The following is a 1,557-nucleotide window of genomic DNA, read 5'->3' on the forward strand; positions in this document are numbered from 1 at the left end:
ACCGTGTCGGAGCTTGAGGTGCGTGCGCTAGGTCATCTTCGGGACATGGATCTTAGGATGCTGATGATCGATGAAGTGCATAATCTGCTTGCTGGTAGCTACCGTGAGCAACGCCGGTTCCTGAACATGCTGCGGTTCCTCGCTAACGATCTCTGCGCCTCGCTTGTCGTCTTCGGTGTCAACGAAGCCCTTGAGGCCGTCCGCGGCGATGACCAACTGGCCCGCCGGCTGGACGAACACTACCTGCCGCTCTGGGAAGACGATGTGGAGTTCTCTCGCCTGATCCAGACTTTGATCGCCGCGATGGCGCTCGAGCAACGTTCAGGCCTGACGGTGGCGTCGCTTCGGACGATCCTGAAAGTGACCGGCGGTGTCACCTCGCGTGTGTTCATCATGATCAAGTCCTTGGCCATCGAGGCGATCGAGACAGGTGAAGAGCGGATTACTGACGAGGCGGTTCAGTCCTGGCAGCCAGTATGGGCCAAGCACGCCTGGACCATACCGCGTCAGCCTATGGCCGAGTTCGGGTGATCCTCAAACCCTTGCCACGCCGTCCACCGCGGGTACCAGACGAGCTCCTCTCGAGTTGGGTCAGGCGGCTGGCACGGGCCAATCATTGCTCCGTCGAAGACCTCTGTGGCTATCTCGGATTGGGGCAGGGCAGGGTGCCGGAGCGTAAGAATGATCTCGGCCAGGTGAACTGGGCTCGTCTATGTCTGGGGGTTCAGCAGACCAGGGACGAGATTGAGGCCATGACGCTTCCAGACACGTCGCATCTTCCCGTTCAATGCGTATCGAGCGATGACTTCCAGCGCTGTGCAAACTGCGCGAGCCAAACCATAGATCTGGTCTTGCGTCACTGGCGTTTCTCATGGTCGCTCACCTGCGAAAACTGTGGTCGACCCCTTGTAGCGAAGTATCCGGCCGATGATCTGTCCGACAGACTACGTGTCCGCGCTGCTAGCGGCGCGGCAGTGCTGAAGGCCGCGGTGCATGCTAAAAATCTCAGACGCATGCGCCGGATCAGCCGCACTTTCGATGTTCTGAAAATAGTCGGTTTGGAATATCCCGCTTCGTTCGCATCTCTGTGCCAGTTGCAAAGATCAGAGGCACTCGCAGCAGTCGATGTGTGCACAACCCGTCCGTTCTTGGGCGCAGCAATCTTAATGTGCGGAAACGACAGAGCGTTTTGGGAACTTCGCCGCGCCTTTCCTCAGCACAGGCGGTTGATCGAAAAGGTGCGCAAGCAGTCGCAGGACCTCGAGAGGCGTCTTCCGCGCCAACAGAAAGCAGAGCCTGCGCCAAAGCAAGAAGCGAAAAGAGCGGACCGACCAGTTGCGTCCGAAGGTGCCTTGCGGGCAGCCCGCCAGGCCATCACTGAGCTTGGACCCGATGCAGACCGTCAAGTGCTCTTGGCTCGAGCCGATGCAATCTGGAAGCGCCAAAGGTGCATCAGCCACTGACGCGGGTCTCTGTGGATATATTGCAATTAAGGGTACAAAAACCGCCGAAAAGGCGTCCAATCCGTAGATTCTGATTAATTAGGGTACAGTGACA

At 58.2% G+C, this 1,557-nt stretch carries 2 protein-coding genes; both read left to right on the forward strand.

All coding sequences use genetic code 11. The annotated features are described in order from the left end of the window. Positions 1 to 531 (forward strand): TniB family NTP-binding protein (locus OO25_RS23315; protein ID WP_040182886.1); only part of this gene is annotated, 531 nt, incomplete at its 5' end. Further along, the gene (locus tag OO25_RS23510; RefSeq protein ID WP_082035395.1) at positions 477 to 1,463 is read left to right on the forward strand and encodes a TniQ family protein; all 987 of its coding nucleotides are present in this window, start codon (positions 477 to 479) and stop codon (positions 1,461 to 1,463) included. The genes OO25_RS23315 and OO25_RS23510, both read left to right, overlap by 55 nt. Positions 1,464 to 1,557 lie beyond the last annotated feature (94 nt).

The organism is Phaeobacter sp. S60 (assembly GCF_000826845.1).
GTDB lineage: Bacteria > Pseudomonadota > Alphaproteobacteria > Rhodobacterales > Rhodobacteraceae > Phaeobacter > Phaeobacter piscinae.